The sequence below is a fragment of the Leptolyngbya sp. O-77 genome (assembly GCF_001548395.1).
Taxonomy (GTDB): Bacteria; Cyanobacteriota; Cyanobacteriia; order Elainellales; family Elainellaceae; genus Thermoleptolyngbya.
Genome location: NZ_AP017367.1, coordinates 4,214,038 through 4,238,003, shown reverse-complemented (window position 1 = coordinate 4,238,003; position 23,966 = coordinate 4,214,038). Strand labels below are relative to the sequence as shown.

At 55.3% G+C, this 23,966-nt stretch carries 22 protein-coding genes and 2 pseudogenes; 12 read left to right on the top strand and 12 right to left on the bottom strand.

Annotated features, from left to right (window positions below; genetic code table 11):
* Nucleotides 1-14 precede the first annotated feature (14 nt).
* Nucleotides 15-1,073 carry a peptidoglycan-binding domain-containing protein gene (locus O77CONTIG1_RS17945; protein ID WP_084782813.1) on the top strand — a complete coding sequence of 353 codons (1,059 nt, stop codon included), beginning with the start codon at nt 15-17 and terminating at the stop codon, nt 1,071-1,073.
* Between the two features lie 438 nt (nt 1,074-1,511).
* On the opposite strand, the gene O77CONTIG1_RS17940 is transcribed toward O77CONTIG1_RS17945, so the two are convergent.
* Both O77CONTIG1_RS17940 and O77CONTIG1_RS28450 read right to left on the bottom strand, forming a co-directional pair.
* Complete coding sequence (locus O77CONTIG1_RS17940; RefSeq protein WP_156435439.1) at nt 1,512-1,979, bottom strand: hypothetical protein; 468 nt, start codon at nt 1,977-1,979, stop codon at nt 1,512-1,514.
* Between the two features lie 453 nt (nt 1,980-2,432).
* Nucleotides 2,433-2,819 carry a pentapeptide repeat-containing protein gene (locus O77CONTIG1_RS28450; RefSeq protein WP_084782812.1) on the bottom strand — a complete coding sequence of 129 codons (387 nt, stop codon included), beginning with the start codon at nt 2,817-2,819 and terminating at the stop codon, nt 2,433-2,435.
* 35 nt (nt 2,820-2,854) lie between these two features.
* Here O77CONTIG1_RS28450 and O77CONTIG1_RS17935 point away from each other — a divergent pair, with 35 nt between their 5' ends.
* From O77CONTIG1_RS17935 to O77CONTIG1_RS17920, 4 genes and pseudogenes are all read left to right on the top strand, one after another.
* Complete coding sequence (locus O77CONTIG1_RS17935; RefSeq protein WP_084782811.1) at nt 2,855-3,385, top strand: 2TM domain-containing protein; 531 nt, start codon at nt 2,855-2,857, stop codon at nt 3,383-3,385.
* 457 nt (nt 3,386-3,842) lie between these two features.
* Complete coding sequence (locus O77CONTIG1_RS17930; protein ID WP_317134136.1) at nt 3,843-4,289, top strand: protein kinase domain-containing protein; 447 nt, start codon at nt 3,843-3,845, stop codon at nt 4,287-4,289.
* A gap of 79 nt (nt 4,290-4,368) precedes the next feature.
* A pseudogene (locus tag O77CONTIG1_RS17925) lies at nt 4,369-5,384 on the top strand (IS4 family transposase).
* 67 nt (nt 5,385-5,451) lie between these two features.
* On the top strand, nt 5,452-6,687 hold the full coding sequence (locus O77CONTIG1_RS17920) for a protein kinase domain-containing protein (RefSeq protein ID WP_068513342.1): 1,236 nt from the start codon (nt 5,452-5,454) through the stop codon (nt 6,685-6,687).
* A 16-nt stretch (nt 6,688-6,703) separates the two neighbouring features.
* Here O77CONTIG1_RS17920 and O77CONTIG1_RS17915 read toward each other — a convergent pair whose 3' ends face one another.
* Entirely contained in the window at nt 6,704-8,041 is a 1,338-nt protein-coding gene (locus tag O77CONTIG1_RS17915) for an SLC13 family permease (protein WP_068513339.1), read from the bottom strand.
* Nucleotides 8,042-8,221: 180 nt separating this feature from the next.
* The gene (gene hpsU / locus O77CONTIG1_RS17910) at nt 8,222-8,905 is read right to left on the bottom strand and encodes a hormogonium polysaccharide biosynthesis acetyltransferase HpsU (RefSeq protein ID WP_084782810.1); all 684 of its coding nucleotides are present in this window, start codon (nt 8,903-8,905) and stop codon (nt 8,222-8,224) included.
* A gap of 346 nt (nt 8,906-9,251) precedes the next feature.
* Here hpsU and O77CONTIG1_RS17905 point away from each other — a divergent pair, with 346 nt between their 5' ends.
* Complete coding sequence (locus O77CONTIG1_RS17905) at nt 9,252-9,572, top strand: DUF1825 family protein (RefSeq protein WP_068513336.1); 321 nt, start codon at nt 9,252-9,254, stop codon at nt 9,570-9,572.
* 30 nt (nt 9,573-9,602) lie between these two features.
* On the opposite strand, the gene O77CONTIG1_RS28125 is transcribed toward O77CONTIG1_RS17905, so the two are convergent.
* Nucleotides 9,603-11,219: an AAA family ATPase gene (locus O77CONTIG1_RS28125; protein WP_197673225.1), complete on the bottom strand. Its 1,617-nt coding sequence runs from the start codon at nt 11,217-11,219 to the stop codon at nt 9,603-9,605.
* 114 nt (nt 11,220-11,333) lie between these two features.
* Between O77CONTIG1_RS28125 and O77CONTIG1_RS17895 the strand changes: the two genes are divergently transcribed.
* Nucleotides 11,334-11,582, top strand: coding sequence for a hypothetical protein (locus O77CONTIG1_RS17895; RefSeq protein WP_068513331.1), 249 nt, complete (start codon nt 11,334-11,336; stop codon nt 11,580-11,582).
* 155 nt (nt 11,583-11,737) lie between these two features.
* On the opposite strand, the gene O77CONTIG1_RS17890 is transcribed toward O77CONTIG1_RS17895, so the two are convergent.
* Complete coding sequence (locus O77CONTIG1_RS17890) at nt 11,738-12,379, bottom strand: hypothetical protein (RefSeq protein ID WP_068513328.1); 642 nt, start codon at nt 12,377-12,379, stop codon at nt 11,738-11,740.
* Between the two features lie 241 nt (nt 12,380-12,620).
* On the opposite strand from O77CONTIG1_RS17890, the pseudogene ndhC reads away from it, so the two are divergent.
* The 4 genes and pseudogenes from ndhC (at nt 12,621) to O77CONTIG1_RS17870 (ending at nt 15,433) form a co-directional block, all read left to right on the top strand.
* Nucleotides 12,621-12,987, top strand: a pseudogene (gene ndhC, locus O77CONTIG1_RS17885) (photosynthetic/respiratory NAD(P)H-quinone oxidoreductase subunit C).
* Complete coding sequence (locus tag O77CONTIG1_RS17880) at nt 12,978-13,712, top strand: NADH dehydrogenase subunit K (RefSeq protein WP_068513321.1); 735 nt, start codon at nt 12,978-12,980, stop codon at nt 13,710-13,712. The pseudogene ndhC and the gene O77CONTIG1_RS17880 overlap by 10 nt, the downstream one beginning before the upstream one ends.
* Complete coding sequence (locus O77CONTIG1_RS17875) at nt 13,705-14,238, top strand: NAD(P)H-quinone oxidoreductase subunit J (RefSeq protein WP_068513318.1); 534 nt, start codon at nt 13,705-13,707, stop codon at nt 14,236-14,238. The genes O77CONTIG1_RS17880 and O77CONTIG1_RS17875 overlap by 8 nt, the downstream gene beginning before the upstream one ends.
* A 289-nt stretch (nt 14,239-14,527) precedes the next feature.
* Nucleotides 14,528-15,433 (top strand): SPOR domain-containing protein, encoded by a 906-nt coding sequence (locus tag O77CONTIG1_RS17870; protein WP_068513315.1) that lies wholly within the window; start codon nt 14,528-14,530, stop codon nt 15,431-15,433.
* Nucleotides 15,434-15,514: 81 nt separating this feature from the next.
* On the opposite strand, the gene O77CONTIG1_RS17865 is transcribed toward O77CONTIG1_RS17870, so the two are convergent.
* On the bottom strand, nt 15,515-16,282 hold the full coding sequence (locus O77CONTIG1_RS17865) for a hypothetical protein (protein ID WP_068513313.1): 768 nt from the start codon (nt 16,280-16,282) through the stop codon (nt 15,515-15,517).
* A 261-nt stretch (nt 16,283-16,543) separates the two neighbouring features.
* Here O77CONTIG1_RS17865 and O77CONTIG1_RS17860 point away from each other — a divergent pair, with 261 nt between their 5' ends.
* Nucleotides 16,544-17,476 (top strand): YihY/virulence factor BrkB family protein, encoded by a 933-nt coding sequence (locus tag O77CONTIG1_RS17860; protein ID WP_068513310.1) that lies wholly within the window; start codon nt 16,544-16,546, stop codon nt 17,474-17,476.
* Nucleotides 17,477-18,037: 561 nt separating this feature from the next.
* On the opposite strand, the gene minE is transcribed toward O77CONTIG1_RS17860, so the two are convergent.
* The 5 genes from minE to O77CONTIG1_RS27160 all read right to left on the bottom strand — a co-directional run bounded on the left by minE (nt 18,038) and on the right by O77CONTIG1_RS27160 (nt 23,595).
* Nucleotides 18,038-18,310 carry a cell division topological specificity factor MinE gene (gene minE, locus O77CONTIG1_RS17855; protein WP_068513308.1) on the bottom strand — a complete coding sequence of 91 codons (273 nt, stop codon included), beginning with the start codon at nt 18,308-18,310 and terminating at the stop codon, nt 18,038-18,040.
* Between the two features lie 65 nt (nt 18,311-18,375).
* The gene (minD, locus tag O77CONTIG1_RS17850; protein ID WP_068513305.1) at nt 18,376-19,182 is read right to left on the bottom strand and encodes a septum site-determining protein MinD; all 807 of its coding nucleotides are present in this window, start codon (nt 19,180-19,182) and stop codon (nt 18,376-18,378) included.
* A 191-nt stretch (nt 19,183-19,373) separates the two neighbouring features.
* Entirely contained in the window at nt 19,374-20,171 is a 798-nt protein-coding gene (gene minC, locus O77CONTIG1_RS17845; RefSeq protein WP_068513302.1) for a septum site-determining protein MinC, read from the bottom strand.
* Nucleotides 20,172-20,473: 302 nt separating this feature from the next.
* Nucleotides 20,474-21,613, bottom strand: coding sequence for a hypothetical protein (locus O77CONTIG1_RS17840; protein WP_068513300.1), 1,140 nt, complete (start codon nt 21,611-21,613; stop codon nt 20,474-20,476).
* A 56-nt stretch (nt 21,614-21,669) separates the two neighbouring features.
* Entirely contained in the window at nt 21,670-23,595 is a 1,926-nt protein-coding gene (locus O77CONTIG1_RS27160; protein ID WP_084782809.1) for a CHAT domain-containing protein, read from the bottom strand.
* Between the last annotated feature and the right edge of the window lie 371 nt (nt 23,596-23,966).

Below are 23,966 nucleotides of genomic sequence, written 5' to 3'. Positions count from 1 at the left end.
TTTAGCCATTCGCCATGTCCTTACGTCTTTTTCTACAGTCCGGCGTTGCAGCCTGCGGCCCAATCGGCTCGACTCGCTCTCTGGCGTTTTGGCTAGGGGTGGCGATCGCCAGCCTGTTTGCCACGGTTTCCCCCTCCCTAGCGCAATCCGTCGGATCGCCCGCAGCCGGATCACCCACCCCGGGGCAGCCGATTCGGCTCAGTCAGTCCGCCCTCGACGACACGCTCCAACTCAACGACAGCAGCGATGCCGTCGCCCAACTGCAAACCCGGCTGACGCAATTGGGCTACTACAGCGGGCCAATTTCGGGAACCTTTGGGCCGCTGACGCAGGAGGCAGTCATTAAATTTCAGGAGGCGCAAGGTCTGACTGCTGATGGCATTGTGGGGCCGGCGACGGCATCGGCGTTGGCTCGTGCGGGGAGTCCTGCGTCGGGGGCGGCTTCGTCGTCCGATTCTCTTTTGCAAGTGGGAGATGCAGGGCCAGCGGTGACGGCCCTGCAACAGCGGCTAGCTATAGCAGGTTACTATCAGGGCACAGTGGACGGCACCTTTGGCCCCCAGACGGAAGCGGCGGTGCTGGCCTTTCAGCAGGCCCAGGGGTTAGCAGTAGACGGCATCGCGGGGCCGGCGACCTTGGCGGCGCTGGCAAATGCCCCCCGGGCGATCGCCCAAACCAGCCCCCCCGCCACACCTTCAGCCAATCCTCAGGGTTCTGCCCAGCCTGTTTCTCCGCAGCCGATTACCGCTGCGCCGCCGCCCGTCCAGTCCGCCCCTGTCGAACAGCCCGGACTAGTGACGACCCCACCGCCCGGAGTTGTTGACCTAGCCAGCCCGGTCGTCTCTGTGCCGCCAATCGCCCCTACCGCACCCCCCATTGCTACAGCCCCGCCAGTCTCACCCAATCCCGTATTGCCGCCGCCCAGCGCAGGCGTATTGGAGTTGCAAAAGCAGCTATCGGAGCGGGGGTTGTATCAGGGGCCGCTGGATGGCGTGATGGATTTGGCTACTCAGCAGGCAATCGAGCAAGCGCAGCGAAACTATGGCCTGAGTCTGGGAGATTGGACCCCTTAGGCGCGGTTGTGTTGATTTTGGATTTTGGATTTGCGGTTTTGGATTGCTAGTCCACCGTTTGTAGGGTTTCTATTGTAGGGTTTCTAGTAATTTCAGTGGTTGCTGTGCCTAAGAGAAGGGAACCTCGCAGGGTGCATCCCAGTTATGCAAATTCGTCCTCATCCCCCAACCCCTTCTCCCAAAACGGGAGACAGGGAGCCGGATTCAAACCAAGCCTCGACAACCTTACAGAGGACTATTCCAGCTTCTCCCAAAACGGAAGAAGAGAGCCGGGTTCAAAATCCCTCTTCCGCTCTGGGAGAGCGGTTTAGGGTGAGGGCTACAAAAGTGGGATGCACTCACATCGCAAAGTAAAACAGCGTGCAGCACTTGTCTACACGCCGTCTAGTATTCACTAAAACCAGGTTTCTATCCCCTGGAGCTATTGGCGGCTTAGGGCTAGTCGATGAAGCCCATCAGCACGTCGCCCGTTTCGTTAGCAACATCGTTGGAGGCAATGGGGCGACCGCCGGGCAGCAGCGAGGCTTCGAGCAGGCGCGGATCACTGGCGACGATGGGGCGACCACCAGGCAAAGTCAGATCGTCGCGCACCAGTAGATCAGTTGCAAATACTGGCCGCTGTCCCGGCAGCACGTCGTCCAGAACTTGCAGGCTGCTGGCTTCAATAGGGCGGTTGTTCAAAATCGTGCCATAGATTTCTAGCTTGCCTGCGGCAATAGGGCGCAGACCGGCCACCGAGAAGTTCTCATAGACTTCTATCTGAGCAGGGCCCACGGGGCGATCGCCCACATATCCCGACAGTTCACCTGCCTTCTTTCGCGGCTGCACCGAAAGCGCCGTTACATCGCTCGTATTCTCAGCAGGGGTTGTTTCTTCGGGTTTCACAGTATTTGCCACGTCACTCACAGATTCCTCCTTTGGGGCACTTGCCACACCGCGCCCATTGCTTTGACCGACCTCAGCACCTTCCATCTGATAGGCACTCCTTATAAAACGACGATGGTTAAATGTTTCTCAAAATCTTTCAGATATCGCTAAACGCCTTAAAAGCCCTTTGCTAGAGTCCGTCCACCAACACAATGGTTCCCTAAAACGTCAGTTCCCTAGAAGCGAACCTGCTTCCAGTAAGTCCATAAAAACCGAACTCCCCATGCCGTTTCTCGAAGTGCAAACTCTTGAGCAAAGACTTCCAGGCCAAGTGTCAAAGCTGAATGTGTTGACACGACTTGCTCAGGGCACATCGCTAAGAGCAGGGTCGGCAGGCGAAACCAGACCAGTAGCGCTTGCTACGCTTAGCATCGGTTAGCCATATTATACGGGCTTGCGGCCTTAGCTTAACTTCAGTGTCTCCTATTAAAATCATAGTAATAATTTAATAACTTTTTGAAATACCTTAACAAAGAAAAACTTGTCATTTGGTAGAACGCCTGAACTTAAATAGGAGTTACGCAAATAGGAGTTACGCAAATAGGAGTTACGCAAATAGGAGTTACGCAAATAGGAGTTACGCAAATAGGAGTTACGCAGTTGGACGATTTCTCGTGTGCTGCACCCACGAGAAATCGTCCAAAGCCCAAAAAACTTAATTGCAAGTGCGTAAGTCCTACTCCAATCTAAACGCCAAGTGGCACGGAAATTCACACCTGTCGCTGTCGGATGCCCCGCTGCAATTCTGCACGTATTTTGCGTATAACAGAGAAGGCAACTCCTCTCCAGGTTATGGCTCCATGAAACCGCGTACAGCATCTCCTCTAGGCTCGCCGTTTGATTCGCCCCAGGTCATGGTTGACGCGAGCGCGACGGATGAGAGATTTGGCGAGGGCAGCAGGATGGAGTTTTATAGCCAGGACGAAGTGCAGCATATCCTTCAGGTGGCGATCGCCCGCCAGGCGCGATCTTCTGGCACAGTGGAGCATCTGACTCGTGCCCAACTGCTGGAAATTGCAGAGGAACTGGGGATTTCTCCCGGCGAACTCCACGCAGCCGAAATTGAGTGGCGGGCGCAGAGCGGTGAGATGCAGGAGCGGCAGGCGTTTGACCAAGCGCGGAAGGGGCGGTTTCAGCGGCGAGTCACGCGCTATTTGATTGTCAACGGATTTTTGGCGGGCTGTGCGCTGCTGGCGAGTGGCGGCGCAAGCGTTATGGGCGTGCCCTACATTGCGCTGTTTTGGGGCATGTTTTTGGCGCTGGACGGCTGGAATACCTATGGACTGACGGGCGATCGCTACGAAGAGGCCTTTCGCAGGTGGCAACGTCGCCACCGCCTCAAGCGCTCCGTGCATTCATTGCTGAACCGTTGGCTCAAGCTTTAGCATATTCTTTGATAAAGAAACAAAAGCCTTACGCTAACCCTTGAACGCCTGCATCAACTGTTGCACTCTCAAGATTTGTGGGAATTTTAGCGATAGTTTTCCCAATTTTGAGTGCCGGTTATGGGCAAGCTGCTGTTGGTGATCGGCCGCTCAAAATCTTGGTGGCGGGGTCGCCGAAGCGCGACCGACTGGCTAGAATGACAGTTATCGCCACATCTGGTGAATTTCGCAGACTACAGCGTCTGTCCTTTGTTCATCGTGCATTCAGGTCGTCGCTATACGGTTGTTTCTCTTGCAGGATTCGGCAGCGCTCTCTGGTGCAGCCGCTGCCCTATGTTGTCCTGGGTTTCTGCAAAGTCTTGCGGAAAAGTCTTGCGGATCTGGATCGGGGTTCATTACTTTGCTGGGCAGGCGCTCTAGCCTTTTGGGTCAGCAAGCTGCGGTTGACTGTAGCGTTGTGAAGCCAGTCCCTCTTGCGAATGACCTTAGTAGCCAGCGGTTTGAAAACCGCAAGTATGGTCAGGGCGATCGCCCCTCTCCTGATTACTCCCTTACTCCTTGCCAGGTCGAATTCATCGGAGCCTTGAGTCGGATGCCGTCAGACCCGAATATTGGTCGCATACTTCAAAATCGCTATCAGCTTGTAGGCTTGCTCGGTCAGGGGGCGATGGGAAAAGTCTATAAAGCGGAAAACAATTTGCTGGGCGGGGTGCCTGTGGCAGTCAAGTTTTTGTCGCAAACCTTGCTGAACCAGAAAATGCGCGATCGCTTCATGCGCGAAGCCACCACCTGCGCCCTGCTGGGACAGCGGAGTATGCACATCGTCAAGGTCACCGACTACGGCGTAGACGAAGACGAAATTCCCTACTACGTGATGGAGTACCTCCAAGGGCAGAAGTGTTGAATGATAGCAAATATGTTTAAAAAAATAGCCCCTAATCGTGTAAACTAGAGGCTATAAAAAAGAAAATAATGTTAGTATCATGATATCAAACTTTCCTGAGATCGTCAAAAAGCATCTGGGCCACCTCGCCACGGATGACTATCCGGTTCTCAACAGCTTTCTATTTGTTTCTATTTGGCTCTCCTTGGTTCTCGATCAGAGTCAAAGCAGTATGAGGAGCGTCTTCAAGCGCTTAAATATTCGTGGCATCAAGGTCAAGATTTCTACTTTTTCTAAAGCCAGCAAGAACCGTGATCCCCAGATACTTTATGATCTTTTTTGGGTATTGAAGCAGGAACTCCACAAAAGGCATAAGATTGATGCTGCAAAGCTGACTTTATTTCCGCTGGATTCAACCATTGTTAGTTTGACGAGCAAGTTGCTCGGGCGCAGGGTATTCACCAAGTAAAGCTGTTTAGTGGTTTAGATTTAATGACACATGAGCCGGGGGGTGTTTTCATCCACTTTGGTCAAGGTCATGACAGTAAACATGGGAAGGAAACGATCGATGCTGTGCCTGATAATAGTGTCGGGGTCATGGATCGGGGCTTTTTTAGCCTAGCTCGAATTCGCTATTTACTGAATCAAGAGAATCGCTACTTTATCGTCAGAATCAAGAATAATATTAGTCTCAAGATGCTAGAAAATGGCAACTTCTTGATTGGCACGGGTAAGGAGCAAGTTGAAGCACGGGTTGTCGCCTTTTGTGATTTAGAATCACAAACAGAATATCGCTTGTCAACGAATCTACCGATAGGGGGAGAAAATACCATTTCCAATGAGGAAATTAGCGAATTTTATCGTTTGCGTTGGCAGATAGAGTTATTTTGGAAATTTCTGAAGATGCATCTGAAACTAGATCGACTAATTACTAAGAATGTGAACGGGATTGAGATGCAGATTTATGCGTGTTTGGTAGCTTATGTGATTTTGCAATTGGTGACAATTCCGAAAGAATTTGGCAACAAAGTATTAGATAAGCTACGATATTTACAGGCTTTTATGTGTGAAAATATCAGTTATGCCCACTGGCTCCAAAAATTAGTGTTTTGTTGACAAAACCAGCTTGCCACAGGATTAGTGTGTCTATTTTTAGAAAAGAAAATCTTAAGATTCAACACTTTTGCTCCAAGGGGATAGCCTGAGCGAAATCATCATGCGCCAGCCGCTGCCACTGCCCAGCTTTTTGAACCTGACGCGCCAAATCTGTCTGGGCTTGCAGTGTGCCCATGAGGGCATTCCCATTGACGGCGAAATTTGCCCGATTGTGCATCGCGACATCAAACCCAGCAATATTCTGATTACTCGCGACCCGAGTATGGGCGAGGTGGCGAAAATCTTGGACTTTGGGATTGCTAAGACGCTCCAGGCTGACAGCAACCAGACCAACTGTTTCATGGGCACGCTGGCCTATTCCTCGCCAGAACAGATGGAGGGGCACGAGCTAGACGCTCGCTCTGATATCTACAGCCTGGGCGTGATGATGTTTCAAATGCTGACGGGCAAGATGCCGCTGAATGCGGATACCCACAGTTTTGGCGGCTGGTATCGCGCCCATCATCATCAGCCGCCGCGCTCCTTGACCGAGGCTAATTCTAGCCTGCGGGTGCCCAAGGCGCTGGAAACGCTGATCATGAGCTGTCTGGCCAAGTCGCCGGGCGATCGCCCCCAAAGCGCCAACGAGGTGATTAAGCAGCTCAAGCCATTTGAGGAGCGCTATATTCCGGGACTCAACGTGGCAACGGTCATCGGAGACACGCTCAACAAAGTGCCCGTTACTAAGACCAAACCGCCGCTGTCTCCTGATACGATTAGCCGAGCCTATTCTTGGCCCGCCAACAAGCCCATCGGCGACATCTCGTTTCCCAATCCCATTCGGACTGACCAGGGAATGCTGCCTAGCATTTGGGTGATGCTCTCAGAACAGGAAATCTTTTCTCGCCAAGCCTGCACCCGCTACAATCAGTTTCTCTTTGCTCCTGCGCCGCATCCGTCGCTCCTCTGGCTGACGGTGCTATACACGCGCAAAGCAGGCGCACGCTGGCTATCTTGCTATCTGGACTTGAAAACGCCACAGGGAAAGCAGATGGTGCGACTGCTCAGCGAGTCGGGGCAATATCGTCTGCTGTTTTTTGCCAAGGAGGAGCCGCAGCGCTGTGCCAACGTAATGACCTCGACTATTGCACTGGCTCAATGTGAACGGCTCAAGCAATGGCTGACGATGGGCCAGATGACCCCCGGACTTAACCAGTTCAATACCACGAAAACCCAGCTCAAGCTGGCGCTGGAAGATCTGAAGCCCAAGATTTTGATGAAGCTCGAATCGCTTTATGATGACGGCGTTGACCTGTCGGGCTGAGCGAGTCGCAGAAACCTCAGAGCAAAAAGCGCACGGTGACAAACAGAGCGCTGGTAATTAGTTGCGCCACCATCACCGGAAAGCCGTAGTGAAAAAACCGCTTGAAGGAGATGCGGCGGCCGTGCTGCTCGGAAATGCCAGCGGCGACGATATTGGCCGACGCGCCGGCCAGCGTGCCGTTGCCGCCCAGCGTTGCGCCAAACATCATGGCATAAAACAGGGGCAGTACCTCTGGCGAAAATTGCCCCGCATAGCTCGGTTCCAGCACTTCTTGGCCTGCCATGCCCACATTGACCAGATATTGCTTCAGCAGGGGCACCATTGCCACCACCAGCGGAATGTTGGGCACGACGCTGGACAATAGCCCCACCAAAAACAGCAGCAGGATGGAACCCAGGAAAATGTTTTGTCCCAAAACTGCTGCCAAGATGCCAGAAATGCCGCCGATGACACCGGTCTTTTGCAAGCCGCCGATCAGCACAAAGATTGACATGAAGAAAATCAGCGTACTCCAGTCCACATCCCGCAGGATGTTGTTGAGCGTATCAATCTTGCTGTGGTGGGCCAGCAGGAGGGCCAGCGCTGCTCCCATCAGGGCTACGCCTGCCGGAGAAACGGGAACCGGCAGCGACTCGCCGATGACAAAAAACACCAGCACCAGCGCAACGATGATTGTGCCGACAGCCAGGACACGGGGATGATTGATTTCTGGGTGGGGGAGTTGGTCGAGGTTGGTTAATTCGGTGCGCCAGATTCGCCGAAACAGGACGGGCATCATGACCAGAATGGTGAGCAGGGCGATCGCCCCTCCCAGGCTCAATCGGCTGAGATACTCGACGAAGCTGATATTAATGGCATCGCCCACAATAAACGTTGCCGGATCGCCCACCAGCGTCAGCAATCCTGCACTATTAGATACCAGCACCATCAAAATCAGCAGCGGCACAAAGTCTACGCCCACGTCGGCCGCCAAAGGGGGCAACAGCGGAGCCAGCAGCATCACCGTCGTTGCGTTGGGCAAAAAGGCGCAGACCAGGGAGGTAATGCCTGCGATCGCCAGCAGCAGTCGGCTGCCCTTGCCCTTGGCCAGAATGACCATCTGAGTGGCCAGATAGTCGAAAATCTTGGTTGGCTCAAACGAGCGCACCAGCACCATCACGCCAAAAAATAGGGCGATCGTGGAATAGCCTGCGCCAATGTAGCCAATCGCTTCGTTGAGCGTCATGACGTTGGTAAACACCAGCAGCAGCGCCCCCAGAAAAGCGGCGATGGTGAAGTGTATCCACTCCGTCATGACCAAAAAAATAACCGTGCAAAACAGGCCCAGAGCAAGAATTGCGGGTGTGTTTTCCAAGGCTGTTCTCCCTGTATGGATAAGTGGTAGGCAATGAACCGGAGCGGAGATCAGGGAACGACTGCATGAAAGCTCAGCCTTTAAGTGTCTCCTCAGGTGACGGTTGGGCGCAAGGGGAACAGGGGACAGAGGACGTGTTTTTTGGGACGCGGGAGACCAGGGAATTTTCGGACACTTGGCTTAGTGTAATTCGGGCTTGGGCAAAATTTGGCGATCGCCCCTCACCTGGCACGGCGACCCCCAGCATACGGTCTGCGCGGGCATGGAGTGAAACACAGCGCTGCGGGCCCCGATGACGGTATTCGCCCCAATGTTGACCCCTGGCGCGATAAAACAGTCCGCGGCGACCCAAGCTCCATTGCCGATGGCGATCGCCCCAGTAACCAGTCCAAAGGCTGGATCGGTCACGTCATGGCTGCCGGTACATAGGTACGTCTTTTGGGAAATGACACAGTGCGTTCCCACCCGAATGGGGGCAAGGCTATAGAACACCACGTCATCCCCAATCCAGCTATAGTCGCCAATTTCTACTTTCCAGGGATAGGTAAATCGTGCAGTGGGGCGGATGGTGACCTGTTGCCCAATCTTTGCCCCAAACAATCGCAGCAGGGCGCGGCGCGGCGCATGGTGGCTATGCAGCGTCAGCGGAAAGGCGATCGCCTGCACCAACCACCACAGCATCACCACCCAGCCGGGCCGCCCCCGCACAAAACCCCGTGGGTCATATTGCCGCAAATCTATCAAGGGCGGCGCATCCAGCACAGGTTCTAGCCTTTCCCCGTCTGCCCCTGGCCTCTGTACTGCCGCTGACTCAATCGGTATCGGGTTGCTCAACTCAGCAGAATCTTGTTTTTTTCCTGCCATTGAGTCTTCCTCTCCTTCAAACCTGGAGTCGGGCATCGCGAAATCCTGCCATTCAAAAGCGTGCGATCGGCAACGACGAAACTGATGGGAATCCGCAAAACACCCACGAGAAACGCCGCCAAACTCGCAGCAGTCTGCGTCTCTAAAGTAGCGTTTTCCGCACTTCAGCCGTCCCTGGCTTCTGCCGTAAGATGTAAGGTAAATCGGCTGTTTACGGTGCAGCCTGAGATGTCGCCACTTGGCGCTAAGTTTCTGCACCCGATTTTTGTACTCAGCAACCTGCATTGAACATTGAAGTCGATATCGTTCAGCATTTTGGTTCAGTTTTCGGAAGGTGGGGCTGAAAATGGGATTTTTCGATTCTGAAATCGTTCAACAAGAAGCACGTCAGCTATTTGAAGACTACCAATCGCTGATGCAACTGGGGTCGAGCTATGGCAAGTTTGACCGCGAAGGAAAAAAGATTTACATTGAGCAGATGGAATCGATGATGGAGCGCTATCGCATTTTTATGAAGCGCTTTGAACTGTCGGAAGATTTCACCGCACAAATGACCGTCGAGCAGCTCAAAACCCACCTCGGTCAATTTGGCATCACGCCCCAGCAAATGTTTGACCAGATGCACGCGACGCTAGAACGCATGAAAGCGGAGCTAGAGAAGGGTTAAAGGTTAGTTAAAGGTTAGAGGTTGTGTGCCTCAACCTTGATTCTCACCGCTCTCGCGAGATGCTAGTTCTTGCCAATCCACCTTGTCCGCGTGGATGCTGGCTTGTTCGGTAGGAATGTCTTCGGGCAGCAGCGTGGTCAGCACTTCGTCGGTGAGGTTGGAGAGAACTGCGAGGCGGTTGGCCTGCTTTTCGATGGTTTTTTCAAACAGGTTGCGGACGGTGCGCCCATTGCCAAACGTGCGATCGCGCTTCACATACAGCGCCTCGAAGCGTTTCAACAGCGTATCGCGGGCCTCCGGCGTAAGGGTGAAATGGTTCTTTTTACCCATATTTTCAAAAATTGCCAGCAGTTCTTCCGGCTTGAAATGATCGAAATAGAAATAGCGATTGAAGCGCGACTTCAGCCCTGGGTTTGATTCGATAAACACCGACATCTCATCGGTGTAGCCCGCAACAATCACCACGAGGCGATCGCGATAGTCTTCCATTCGCTTCAGCAGCGTGTCGATCGCCTCCTGCCCAAAGTCCTTGCCCGTTTCTGGGGGCACCAGCGCATAGGCCTCGTCGATAAACAGCACCCCATCCAGCGCTGAGGTCACCACTTCATCCACCCTTTTCGCCGTTTGCCCCACATAGCCCGCCACCAGCCCCGCGCGATCGGTTTCGATCAGATGCCCCTTTTTCAAAAAGCCTAACCCCTGAAAAATCCGGCTCATGATGCGGGCAACAGTTGTTTTCCCGGTTCCCGGTGGTCCGCAAAACACAGAGTGCAGCGACACCTGGGTTTGCGCCAGCCCGCGCTCCTGCCGGATTTTCTGCACCTTTAGGAAATTGGTCAGGGTTTTCACCTCTTCTTTGATATTGTCCATGCCGACGAGTTCATCCAACTCTGCCAGCGCCTTCTGCAAGATCTCGTCAAGTTCCTCTGGTGTTTTTTCTGGCACTGCCGCTGCATCTGGGGTGCTGGAGTCAGCGGGCGGTTGGTCAGGGCCGCCTGTGGTCTGAGACAGGGGCCTTGGCAGGGCACTGGCTAGACCCTTTTCGTAGCTTTCTAAAGGAGCAATGCTATGCAGCCCTTGCCAAATTTTCGACAGCGCTTCCATTTCCTGCATGGAAATCACGTCGTCTGCCTTAGCCACCACCTGCGCGAACTTATAAATCACATTCACTGCTTCGCCGAGGAAATCCGTCCCCTTTTCCTCATCCAGTTTTTTTACCAGCGAGGGCAAGCTGAGCTGATCGGGTTGAGAAGAGGCTTTGACCCGATCCAGGATGGTTTGCAGCGTAATTTTTTGATACTTGAGGCGATCGTCGCTGGAAAACTCCCACTTGCTATTGGCAATGCTGAGGGTGTCTTTGTCGTCGCGGATTAGCGCGTCCATCATCAGGTAGGCCAGCAGTTCTGCTGACCCAATTTCCTTGTTGCTGCGGCTGCAAATCTGCACCACTTTGGCAAAATCTGTCAGGGCAACTTCTGCGAGGCGGGAGTCGTGCTTGAGCAATGGCGCAAGGGATTTGTGCAGGTCGGTCACGTCTTGCCGCACTTGCCGAAAGCCAACGATTTGCCGAAAATCCACAGAATCCTCCTGGGCCGCTAGAGAAACCGTCTTAGCAACGTTGGCACAACGCCGGGAAAACGGTGGCACAACGTCGGGAAAAGCTGTAGATATCTTAATCGTTTGCTGCGAATAGCGGCGGCCGCAAACCTGCTAGGATGGGCAAAAAATTGGCTGTAAACGCATTTGTAAACGCATTTAGCGATGAAAGAAAAGTTTCTGGAGTGGTTAAACCTGGCGCTGATGGCAAATCTATTCTTTGTGCTGTTTGCCTTTGCCTGGTTTGCGATCGCCCTCCTCGGCAAATCCCTGAATCTCCCCCTTGGCTTTGACCTATGGTATTCCCTCTGGGAACCCGTCTTTACCCCCGCGATCGGCATCCTCATGGCAGGCGCAATCCTCAGCGGCATAGCTAGTTGGGTATCCAAAAAACTCAGCTCGCAAGAGCGCTAGCACTATGCACTTGAAACACAGCTAGTGCTAAGTCACAGCCAGCACTTAGGTTGGTAGTAAGCGCTTTAGCGCTGAAGCGCTTACTACGAGCCAAGGCATCACCCTAAAACTAAACCATGACACTGCACTAGTTATGATTTTGCCTGGACGCTAGCTTATCGGCGGAGCCAGGGGATGTCGTGATTCCAGGGAATGCGGCGGACGATGAAGCGACAGAGAACGGCGTGGGTGGTTACGTCGTCATCGACCTGGCGCTCCTGCTCTACCAGCAGCAGCAACAGCCGCAGCGAAAACTCTAGCTTGCCGTCGTCGGGCAGTCCTCGTGCTGCACCTAGGTCGACCAGCGGCGCAGACACCTGCAAAATGCCTTCTGATGTGCGCTTTAGCATGTCTTCTGCCACGATCCGTTCGCTGAGGGACTTGCCTGGTGCAATGACGCTAAAGACTTGCGGGCGAGAGAGGTCGAGATTCATGCTGGGCGTAATTCGGATGACTCGGCGCGATCGCCCCTGAAAATTAGTCAGCGAACTCCGGTCCCAGTCCACATAAATCGGCACGGGTGATGCATTGCTGATGCTCAGAGCCAGCTCAGAGATCGGCTCAAACCCGTAGCGCGGCTTCAGCCCCACATTAATATTGACCTTGCCCTGTAAATTGGCGCGGGTCAGTTCTTCCTTCAATCCATTTTGGTCAAGCTGCACCGTCGCCCAGTCTTCCATCTCGCCTAGCGCCTGCCGCGCCACGTAAACCAGCGTCAGCGCGTACACCACAATAATCAGCAAATCTAGACCCGCCATGAGCAATGCGCCTTATCAAGAGGCCGTATCGAGAGCCTGAATCAAACCATTCAAATTTCTGAAGGGTAGTCAAACAAAACCGAATCCTTGCAAACAGTTCAGGCTCTCAAAACAACAATGTAAAAAAGAGAGTAACATTATCAGAGATTCGGCTTATCGAATCCTGACGTTTCACTAGGTTGCACATGCAAAACTGCATCCTAGTGTCGCACTTAAGCTGTTCAAGTGGCAGGTGACCCTCGTGTTTGTTCTCAGCGGCTACGAATACCCTTCTAGGATTCCTTATCGTCTGTGGCATTGTTCCGTTTTAGCGCTAGGGTTGTCTTGGGGTGCTGCGTCCTAGCAAGCGGGCTGGCGTGGAGCGGCGCACCACTTATGAGTCAGGCATGGAGCCAATTGGCGGAGCCTGGATTCAATTCAACATCCGCTACTACATGTTTTCGCTGGTGTTCGTCATTTTTGACGTGGAAACGGTGTTTCTCTATCCCTGGGCGGTCGCCTTTAACCAGCTAGGGCTGCTAGCCTTTGTGGAAGCGCTGATTTTCATTGCGATCCTGGTTGTTGGTCTTGTGTATGCGTGGCGGAAAGGAGCACTGGAATGGTCATGAATCCTGGCACAACAGAACCTAAGAACTTGTTAGAAGGGCTGCAAAACCCCATCGGCCGCCCAGAGGTCACGAAGGATCTTTCAGAAAACGTAATTCTGACCACAGTTGATGATTTATACAACTGGGCACGGCTGTCGAGCCTCTGGCCGCTGCTCTATGGAACCGCTTGCTGCTTTATCGAGTTTGCGGCGCTGATTGGCTCCCGGTTTGACTTTGACCGTTTTGGTCTGTTGCCGCGATCCAGTCCGCGCCAGGCCGACCTGATCATTACCGCTGGCACTATCACCATGAAGATGGCTCCGGCGCTAGTGCGGCTTTATGAGCAGATGCCCGATCCGAAGTATGTGATTGCGATGGGAGCCTGCACGATTACGGGCGGCATGTTCAGCATGGACTCGCCAACGGCAGTGCGCGGCGTAGACAAGCTAATTCCGGTGGATGTCTACATTCCTGGCTGCCCGCCGCGTCCCGAAGCAATCATCGATGCCATCATCAAGTTGCGGAAGAAAATTTCTAGCGAAGCGCTGGCAGAACGGGGCGAAGTGGCGCAAACCCACCGCTACTACACCATTTCCCACGGCATGAAGGAAGTGTCGCCGATTCTGACTGGGAAGTACCTGGAGGCGGACACGCGCAAGGCTCCGCCGAAGGAACTGGCTGAAGCATTTGGAATGCCGATATCGCCTGCGTTGGAAGCTGAGAAGGAGGGCGTAGATCGTGGCTGAAGAAACAACTCCGGCACCCCAAGAAACCCCTGAAGCTGCGCCGATTGTCGAAGTTGGCAAGGTGTCTAAGTGGCTGGCGGAAAACGGCTTTGAGCATGAGGCGCTGGAGCCGGATCATCTGGGCGTGGAAGTGTTAAAGGTGGATCGCGAGTTTTTGATCCCGTTTGCGACGGCGCTGTATGCCTACGGGTTCAACTGTTTGCAGTGTCAGGCGGCCTACGACGCGGGGCCGGGTGAAGACTTGGTGAGCACCTATCACCTAATCAAGATTGCCGATAACGTCGATCGCCCGGAAGAGGTGCGCGTGAAGGTGTTTGTGCCGCGTGAAGACCCGCGAGTGCCTTCGGTCTATTGGATCTGGAAGGGGGCTGACTGGCAGGAGCGCGAGAGCTACGATATGTATGGCATTGTCTACGAAGGGCATCCTAACCCGAAGCGCATCTTGATGCCGGAAGATTGGGTCGGTTTCCCTTTGCGGAAGGACTATATTTCGCCCGATTTCTTTGAATTGCAAGATGCTTACTAGGCGGATTGTCCTGCTTTAGCTGTTCAAGCTTGCTGTCTAAATTGATGACTGGCTTGATAACTGGTTGTTTCGCGCCTGGGAGCTTTTGCACTCAGGCGTTTTGCTGTGCGATATTTTAGAGCGATCGCCCTGATAAAAACCTGATAAAAAGTTGATTATCAAAAAGTTGATTGATCTTAGAATTCCCGTGCTACACTTGCGGGCAAAAATCGATATCTAGGAGGCGATCGCCCTTTGTCCGCTATCTGTAGCGCGATCGCCCATTCGTTCCCCTCACTTCTGCAAGCTTATGACGGCATCGTTTTTTTCTCTATGGCATCGGTCGGATCTGCGCTCTGGGCGTTTAGCAGAGGGACAGATCTGGGCGCGGCTGGTGCTGGGGGCGATCGCCCTAGGCAGCAGTGTGGGCGTTGCAGCGTCTGCCAGCGCAGGCCCAACCGAGCAGATGCATCCAAATTCTGTAGTGCAGCCCCAGCGCATAGCACAGCGCATCGTAGATGGGCTGCCGCCGCCACCGGATGCAGGAGCTGGAACGTTCTATCCGCAACCGGGGGCCGCCGTGGGGTCAGACGGGCGCGGGACAAGCACGGCCCAATTTTCAGGCCAGCAGTACGTGGTTATTGTAAATGGCAACAGTCCGCTGCTGCTGTCTCAGGTGCAGCAAGTTGCCCCCGGCGCTGGACTCCAGTCCTATCAGGGGCAGCAGGTGATTCAGGCGGGTGTGTTTGGAGAGGAGTGGACGGCATCGCAGCAGGTGCAAGCACTAGCGGCGCAGGGGATTACTGCACAGGTCGTAGCCGTGTCGGGCGGCGTGGCTCCGGTGCAAACGATCTATCCCGATGCCGCCCAGGCCTCGCTCGACCCGCTGCCGCCTGCGCCGCCCGCAGAGGTTCCCTTTGGGCAATATCCAGCGCTGGAGCCACAGCCCGCCCCTGCCTACGACTATGGAACTGCCGACCGAAGTCGGGGCTACTACGTGCTGATTCCTGGCTCGTCTGGCAGTCTGTCTCGCGTGAGTGAGCAGGTGCGGCTGCTGAGCGAGGGCTTTCCAGTGGCAGGGCGGGTGCAGGAGCGCGATCGCCCCCACGGCCCCCATGTGCTGGTGGGGCCCTTTTCGGGACGCAGCGCCGCCGAGCGCTGGAATCGCTATTTCCGCGACTTCGGGCTAAATGCGCGGGTGCATTACGAGCGATAATCGCTCCTTGCGCTTAAACCGTCGTTTCAGCCATTAGGCCTGAGCCATTACACCTGAACCATAAGGCCTGAGCCATTACGCTTAAGCTGTCAGGTTGAACCGCTGAAGCTGGGACTCTAGCGCCTGGGGCAGCAGCTTTCGCAGTTCGGCCTTGTTGCGAAAGGGCAGGCGGCTGGTGCTGGGCAGGTCAAAGGGAAACTGGCCGGGCACGTCCGAGCGCTCCATCTGCGCCAGCAAAATCTGCTCCGAGCGCTTGCTCTGGAGGGCGTAGCCAATTTCAACGCAAACCTTGGGGTCGGGAATCAGTTGCGGCGGCGTGCCGTCTAGATGCAGAATCGGCGTGCCGTCGGCGATAAACAGCAGCGATTTGCGAATCTTCCGCATGAGGCTGCTGCTGAGGCGGGCGGGTCCATCCGTCAGGCGGTGCGACTCTTCCAGGGTAAGGGAAATGCGCGATCGCCCGTTGAACTTTTCAATAAAGGTTTGCAACTCCTCGCGCAGCAGGTCGCTAGATTCATCAAACTGCGTCTGATAGCACAGAAAAATAGTCGGATCAAGCTGCGACAGCGAATCCTGCTTGACGAAATACATTTCGTGGCTGATCAGGTCGATATTGGCGATCGCATAGCCGCCGCTGCCCTCGATGTAGAACTCTACCGTGTCACCATCCAGATAGCGCTGAAACCACTCCGTTTCCCGCACCTCGGCGCTGTCGTCGAGAAAATCGGCCCGCAGCGCCGACTTGAGCAAGCTGTTCTTGCTGAGGCGGAGGTCATGAGGGCGCTTTTTCACCTCGCGAATTGGCTCGTATTCTCGCAAATACCAGGCTTTTAGAGCAATGATAGCCATAGATGAGTCTCTCGCAGGCGAGGATGGATGAGTCTAGATTACAGGCGATCGCCGCCCAGTCAAACCGGAGGGTATCTTTGCTTCGGCAGCCCAACCTCTCCTCCATCAATATAGGACAATTGTACTATATTTTCGGATGTCGGTTGCGCTCTCTTCGCCCAGATGCGTGACAAATGGAGTCGCTTGTTAAGCTTACGTTAGGTGATAGACCGCTGAACCCTAAAATTTGGGACATTCCCACCCAGACCCGCAAGTTTCCGCATGAAAAACCCTTTTTCTCAGGCATTTCAGCTTTTATTTCTAGCTGTCCTGAAATGGCAAAAAGACAATTGCCTGGATATGGGCGCGACGCTCTCTTACCACGCACTGTTTTCCCTGTTTCCCCTGTTGCTGCTGTCGCTCAGTCTATTGGGGTCGCTGCTCGGTCGCAATGCCGAACTTTACACCAGCCTGCAAACCCTGTTGCAGGAGGCGCTGCCCTCAGAAGCCTACCGCATCGTCGAGAGTTCGATCCTTGTGCCAGGGCAAGACAGCCTCAGCATTGGGCTATTGGGTCTAGTGTTCTTGCTGGTTGCCGCTAGCAACTTTTTCTATTCCCTCGATCGCGCGTTTGATAAAATCTGGGGCGTTGCGTTTCAGCCAGAGCCCGGCCAAAGCCCCTGGAAAATCCTGCGGGTGATGCTGCGTAAAAAAGCGTTTTCTGTGATGCTGGTGATTGGCACTGCGCCGCTACTGTTTGTGTCGCTGGTCTCCGATTTATTAGTCCAAACTGGACTGGAGCTTTTAGAAAAAACGGGCGGCACGAGCGCTTTTCTAGAGCCGTTGGGGATTGATTCGGTAGAGATTGTCTGGGCGCTTCAGGCGCTCTTTTCGTTTCTGATCCTGGCGCTGATCATTATGATTTTGTTTCGGATTTTGCCCTCTACCAATGTCACTTGGGGGGATGTTTGGCTGGGGGCATTGCTCACCGCAGGAATGCTACTCTTGCTGCAATATCTGGTGCATAACAGTGTGCTGTCGGTGGGCGATCGCTTTCGATCCTATGGAGTCGTGGGCCGGGTCATGGTGCTAATGTTTTGGATTTATCTCACCAGCCAGGTCTTCTTTTTGGGCGGCGAGTTAACCTATGTGTATGCCCAGCTTTTTGGCAGTCGGCGAAACGCAGACCCACAGCCAGAGCAATCGCTAGAATGATAGAAAAATAATAGAAAGCCTGGGGGAAAATACTTTAAAATCCAACAGCACCCAGCCTCTCTACCGTTTATTTTCCCCTTTTCACAGCCACTTCGTAGAGCCTCACAGACATCAAAACTGAACGATTTGTTCGACTGGTTCAACTAATTGGTTCAACTAATTGATTCAATCAATTCATTCAAGTTCGGTCGATGTGATTACACTCCCTGTGTTGCCAGATGGGAAAATCTCAGTTCTTGAGTTGGGTGCTGTTGGGTTGGACGAGACAGATTGTAATAAACAGCGCTTTTACCTCTGTAGTGAACGTGTGAACTTGGCTGTTAATCTGCCAGGGAAGCCAGCAGATGAAGCGCTCTTAAAAGCCAGATCACCTATTAGCTTCAAGATTAAGGATAGACGATCTAGAGATGAAATCAAGTTAATGAAACCAAAGTTTACCTGCGGCGCTTTTATGTAAACTTTGAGCCGATTTCCTAACGTTTGGTAACGATTGCTAGTCGAAATAACAGAAACAGGCAGGCGATTCAATCAAGCGCTCAAATCCAAGCGATCAAATCTATATCAAACATCCGACTTAATTCGACGAATCGGTAAGTTTGCAATCAGCGCTGTCGCCCGCTGATTATTTTCCAGCATAAACTCCGTCCCCTCTTGATCAATCTCCACGTAGCGCGACACTACTTCCAGGATTTCTTGGCGCATCTTCTCGATGGTGGCGGGCGGCAGATCCGTGCGATCATGGGCAAGCACAAGCTGAAGACGCTGCTTTACCGTTTCGCGGCTAGACACTTCGGGCTGGCGAGGGAAGAGGCGGTCGAGAAGTTCGCTGAGCATAGGGCAGGGCTAACTGGGGAAGAGGGTGAGGAGAGAAACCCGCGTGCTAGGAGGGGCGGCACTGGCTATCGCGAAGGGCTGCGGAACATGCGGCGGATGCGAGAGAGCAGGTCATCATGGCTGGCCGTGAAGTCGAGGAAGGGCACCACTTCACCTTCTAGGCGGCGGGCGATGTTGTCAAACGCTAAGCCCGCCAGCGAGAGCTTTTGCGATAGCACCAGCGGTTCGCCCTTATTCGTAGACACAATCACGCGCTCATCATCCGGAATCACTCCCAGTAGTGGAATGGCCAAAATTTCCTGGACATCGCTGACCGACATCATTAGGTCGTCTTGCACCATTGAGGGTCGGAGGCGGTTGACGATGAGGTGCTGCTTTCGCACGTCGTTGGCTTCTAGCAGCCCCACGACCCGATCGGCATCGCGCACGGCGGAGATTTCAGGCGTGGTGACGATCAGCGCTTCCTGGGCGGCGGCGATCGCATTTTGAAAGCCCATCTCAATGCCTGCGGGACTATCCACCAGGATGAAGTCGAACTGCTCCTTCATCGTTTCGATGAGCTGCTTCATCTGATCAGGATTCACCGCGTCTTTGGTGCGGTTTTGGGCCGCAGGCAGCAGCGCCAGGTTGGGCTGTCGCTTGTCTTTAATCAGCGCTTGATCCAGCCGACATTCGCCTGCAATCACCTCCATCGCGGTGTAAACAATGCGATTTTCTAGCCCCAGCAGCAGGTCTAAATTTCGGAGTCCAAAGTCTGCATCAATCACCACGACCCGCCGCCCCCGCTTGGCCAATGCCATGCCCAGGTTCGCAGTCGTCGTGGTTTTGCCAACACCGCCCTTGCCCGATGTGACGACAATAATCCGAGTCATGAAAATCGCCCCTAATGCTCCTATAAGCTGTTTGAGTCAACTCTGAACGAATGAAACCGTGTGCGGGTAAAATCGGAACCCTGTCTGTTGCAATCTATTGCAATCTATTGCAATCTATGCAGTCTAGCTGTAATCGGCAGTTGCGCTGCTCTGGCGAACTATCTTGTGCAGAACCCCCAAGTCCAGATTTCTCAGGCATTGGGCGCTAACAGCCGCAGCTTTGAAAAATCTGCCGAGCGAGTAATGCGAATCCCTTCCGAGGCCACGTAGGCCACCTCCGGATAGAACTGCTCAGGCGGCTTTTCAGGGGCGCGGGCTAGCTGTTCACCGATGCGGAGCTGGGTCGGCTCTAGCCGCAGCGCCATAATCAGACAGCGGGGATTGCCCGATGCGCCCGCATGGGCTACACCGCGCAGCGTGCCCCACACCACAATATCGCCATCCGCGACGATTGAGCCGCCAGGGTTGACATCGCCCAGCACGACCACTGTGCCCGGATGCCGGATTTCCATGCCCGATCGCACCGTTGTTTCGACATAGAGCGGCTCTGCCAGCGCTTGCCCAGTGGCTTCGGCGGGGGCATTGAGATGGGTAACAGGCGCGTGCTGCTCGACCGAAAAACCGACCGTTGCTGCGGCAACCGCTGTTTGCCGACGGCTGGTGTAGACCCGTTTCAGGCAGAGTTGCTCCTGGGTCAGCGCTTCGTCAATGGATTGGAGTTGACGCACGTCTAGCAGGCGATCGCGCGCGATGAGATGCACGGAGGTATTTGGCTGCCAGAAGCGATCGCCCGCACTGAGTCGCTGCTTGAGCTGCTGCCAGAGGTCGCCCCAGCTTACAGCAAATTCGCTCTCGCCTTCCGGCGGCAGCATCAGCAGCAGGCGGCCGCCTTCACTCTTAAAGCGAACCTGCGAATTGGGATGGGCGGCATCGGCAGGGGGCTGGGGCAGGGCCGACACCGTAGACACGGGGGAGGAGTCAGAAGTCATGAACCCAAAGGATGACGATTATGCAACAGGGCGAAATAACTATCCATATTAGTCGCGGGAGCGAGATTCGGAAAATGTTTTTCGCAGGATAGGGTAGCGCACTCGATGCCTAAGCCGCAGAGTCTACCTACGCCGCAGAGTCTCCCTAAGTCGTAGAGTCCACAGGTTGCAGACGCACAGATTGTAGACGCATAGATAGCAAACTCGTAGATGCAGACTCACAGATGCAGATTCACAGGTTGCAGACTCGTAGATGGCAAACTCACAGGTTGCAGGGTCTACAGGGTGCAGAGTCACCGCGGCTAAGGTCGCCGACTGCCCAGCGCCGCCCAGTCGCGCAGCGTCGCGGGAGTCCACAGCCAGTTCTTTGCCAGCGCCGTTTGATCGAAACTGGCTGGATTGCTCAGCATGACCATCTGATAGTACGCGGCAGACTGTTTCAGTAGCTCGGTTGCACCCTGAGAAAATTTGGGGTCGAGGGCTGCCTGCTGCAAGGCCAGCGCCACTCCAGCATAGGCGGTCAGCGCTTCGGGATTGGTAACAGACTGAATCGGCGGCGGACAGTTGAGAGCGGCGCGGTCGTCTGCTGCGTCTACGGAGTCGGGAATCGGCTGTGCCAGCATCAGCGCCGCCGCCCGGCACCAGACTCGCGCCGCGTCTACCGACTCACCCTTGGCATAGTGGGCAAAGCCCAGCGCATTCCAGTAGGCGGCGGCATCGGGCCGTCCTTCGGCCGCCAGTTTCCAAAACCGCTGCACGTCGTCCACGCTGTAAATATTTCCCTCCTGCTGCTGCCATTGCCATCCCAGTCGCCCCATCAAAAACATCAGTTCGGGATAGCTGGCATTGCGCCATTCGGAGGGCACTGCGTCGAGGGCGACTTTGGCATCCAGCAGCGCATTTTGATCCAGCAGTTGGGCGATCGCCTGTTCCGCTTCGGGCAGGTTTTCCCGCTTCAGGTTCAAAATAGCCGCGCCCGCCAGCTGGCTGGTTTCAGTCGTGCCAACGGGCATCGGCGGCGTGCTGGGCGTATAGGCGCTGTCCATCGGCGGCAGCAGATCAGCGGGTGACGGCTCGCGGCGGAGCAGTCCCATCGTGTAATGAAACGAGGAGAGGGCGATCGCCATTGCGCCTGCACCCGCCAGCGGCAGCAGGATGTGCTGCTTTTGCAGTCGGCCAGGTTTGCGAGCGGGATGGGCTGCCCGGTTGTCCCGCAGCGCCGGAATGCGGTCGGCCGTGGGAATCGTGTCTACAGGCGTAATCGCTTGATGAGAATCCTGGGGTGTAGCCGTCTGCTGCTGAGACTCTGGCTGGGAATCCGGCTGGGAATCTGGCTGGGAATCTGGCTGGGAATTCTGCGGTGGGGCAGCCGCTTCTGGAGACTCCGGGGAGGTCGCAGGCGCATGGCTAGCCAGCCACCGATAGGTCGCCGCTGGAGACACGGGCGCATCGACCGGGCGGGCATCCTGGGGTCGCGTCGGTGGCCACGTTCATCAGGTCAACGGGGCGGGGGGGTTAGCTGCTGCAACAAGTCTGCGGCATTGGTGGCATTCGCCATTTCATTCTGCTGGGGAGCAGGGGCAGAAGACAGACTGAGGGAGGTTGGGGCGGTGCTGTGGTCTGCCGGAGCCGCGTGCTGTGCCAGCAGCCGACCCAGGTAGCCGCCGGGAAGTTCCACAGGCGATTCCCCTAGGGATCGCTTCGCGAATCGCCCCTCTGCTGCTGGTTGATCCGCCGTACCCAGTCCCTCTGCTGGAGCAGATGGCTCTTGGTCATACCGTCCGAGGGTAAATAAGCCAGCACCCGGATGATGAATCGGCCACTGGGCGAGTCTGGACTCTGCCGCCTCGTCTAGCTGTTCGCTGCTGGTGGGCTGCACCTCTACCAGGCTGCCACTGCTGGCAAAGTCAAAATCAAACGGGTTTTCGGTGGCGACGGGCGCATCGAAATGAAACGGATTGTCGAACTCCAGCCCTGGCGAGGCCCAGTCGTGATCGAGTAGCACCGCCCGCGAAATGAGTTCAAAGTCTTCATCTGGCTCCAAATCTGGCTCTGGCAGACCCGACGACGACAGCACCAAAGACGGCTCCTCCCCTGCCAATAGGGGCAAGTCATAGGAGGGGGGGAACTGCTGCAACCGATCAGCAGGATTCATGTGGTGGCGATTCCCGCAGGGATCGCTTCGCGAATCGCCCGACACCAGGTATCCATCAAAGGCGGGGTGCAGATACAGCACCGGCAGCGCCCAATAGAGCTGGTTGGAGGTATAGGACGAGATCAGTCCCTGCCGCGCCCGACTGAGGCTGAGGTCGATGGGGAAGCCCCGCCGCAGGTTGCGATAAAACAGGCGGGTCAGCGTCAGCGCTACGTCATCGGGAATCTTTTCGGCCATCGCCAGCACGGCGGGAATGCCCCGGCTGACCAGCGCTTCGGCCAGGTTGCGCGTGTCCTGGGCGGGCTGGGCTTCGGCAGGCATTCCAGCAGCGGGAACGGCGGTGTGTGCGCCCCGGCAGGAATTGAACACCACCAGACGAATGTCGTTATTCACCAGCAGCCCGGCCAGGTCGTCGCCGCTGAGGGTTTCCGTCAGTCCCGTGCGCGAGTTGACCAGGTACAGGTTGCCGCCGGATGCGCCTAGATTGCTGTGGCCTGCGTAGTGCAGGATATGGAAATGCCCCTGCTCCAAGGCGTGGGTTAGTTCTTCGCGGCCGGGCTGCTCCAGCACCGTCAGTTCCAATCGGGGATGGATGCCCAAGCCCTCCAGACCTGGCCCGACGGGTCGCCGCAGTTCTTCTTGCAGATGCATGGCTTCGCGCATTAGCTCTAGCCGCTCCTGATCGGTGGGCGTGGCGACCACCATGAGGATGCGGACGGGCTGAGTCGGGCTGAGGGGGCGGAGCGATCGCCCGCCCATAATCTGAATGCCCGTCTGAAAGCGCGAGAACACGACATCGGTTCCCGTGGCGATGGGATGCCGTAGGTTGCCCAAACTGTCGCGATCGCCCCCGTTCATCACCTCCCACGGCAGCCGGGGCAGACGAGAACCCTTCAGCCCTAGCCGCAGCCGCAGCATTTCGCCCTGATGTTGGGCGATGCCCCGCGCAATCATCCAGCTATTTCGCAGCGTCCCCTGAAACAGCGAGTGATACAGCGTTTCGCCCAGTTCTGTGAGGCTGACGGGCAGCTCGTTCTCAGACTCAGATCGACGCGGCAGTTCAAATCCACCCACCCGATAGAACCCATGCCCCCGCAGCAGTCCCAGCAGCGGGTCATCCATCAACTGCCTTGCCAGTGCCAGCCATTCCTCTACGGTCCAGCGGAGTTGCTCCTCCGCCAGCGGCACCCCTGGCGCAACCCGCTCGGTTCGCACCAGATACTCATCATTGCCCACAGGGGTTACGGAAAGATGAAACTCCTGAGTCACGGCTGTAGCGCTTCCCTAATGTGTGATGGATCGGGGCTTTCCATCTGATGTGGGGCGATCGCTAGCCAAAGCTCTAGAAGCCAGGAGACCTGTGTGACCCACACTTGGGGCGAACGCACCCGTAGAAAAGCCCATCGCGAGATAGCTCGTGCTGTTTGCCCAACGACGCGCCAGAGATTGCGCTGTAATGCCTGAGGTGGCCCAGTTTAGCCAACCGTCGTGCTGAGCAAGCCGCTTGATGAAACGTGTGGTAGTTTGTCCCTGCTTCTAGATCCAGAATAGCGCTGTTCGTGAGGCATCGCGACAGAATCGCATCTAGCCCGACGAAGCCATTTCTGACGGCTGGTGAGTGAGCGATCCGCCTGTTTTGT